Below are 518 nucleotides of genomic sequence, written 5' to 3'. Positions count from 1 at the left end.
GCGTTATGTGTGAGTTATGATAGATAGATCTGCTCGTAATTCATTGTGTGAACTAATTCGTGGATTAGCCTCGGGCTTAATTACGAATGATGAATTTGAAGACAATATCCCCAATAGCAATGATATTGCAATCATGGAAGTATGGAGCCAAGGAGCATGGTTGCTATATGATGATTTACGAGAGTATAAATTAGCAGGGAAAGATGCTCTGACCAAGGAAGATAAATCAATGGTCGCACGATGGATACTTTTCCTTAAATCAGATAACGAATATATTTGGCCGAATGTAGAGTTCAAAAAAAGATTTCTTCATGCCATATCCTTTGGCAAATTTGGCCAAAGTACATTAGAGGCATGGAAAGAAGTTGGTGATATTTATTACTGGCCATTTATTAGCTCAAGTCAGTTAGCTTCTGCAAAAAAAGAGGTTGGTTATCTTGGCATACAAAACACATAACAAGTGCAGGCAACGGACAGCCAAAAGTGTCACTTGTTTTGCCAAAAAACCGGCAAAACAA

1 protein-coding gene is annotated in these 518 nt (G+C 37.8%); it reads left to right on the top strand.

Translation table 11 applies throughout. The features are described 5' to 3' along the window. Positions 1 to 16: 16 nt before the first annotated feature. Positions 17 to 457, top strand: coding sequence for a hypothetical protein (locus tag ACK8OT_RS19265; protein ID WP_410198131.1), 441 nt, complete (start codon positions 17 to 19; stop codon positions 455 to 457). Positions 458 to 518: the final 61 nt, after the last annotated feature.

Source organism: Motilimonas thetidivivens (assembly GCF_046452435.1).
In the GTDB taxonomy this organism is placed as follows: domain Bacteria; phylum Pseudomonadota; class Gammaproteobacteria; order Enterobacterales; family CBDFNC01; genus Motilimonas.
The sequence above is the reverse complement of the archived record's forward strand: the minus strand, read 5'-3'. Positions and strand labels throughout refer to the sequence as shown.

Coding starts and splice junctions, on each gene's coding strand:
- ACK8OT_RS19265 (WP_410198131.1), top strand. CDS start 17: ATGATAGATAGATCTGCTCGTAATTCATTGTGTGAACTAATTCGTGGA.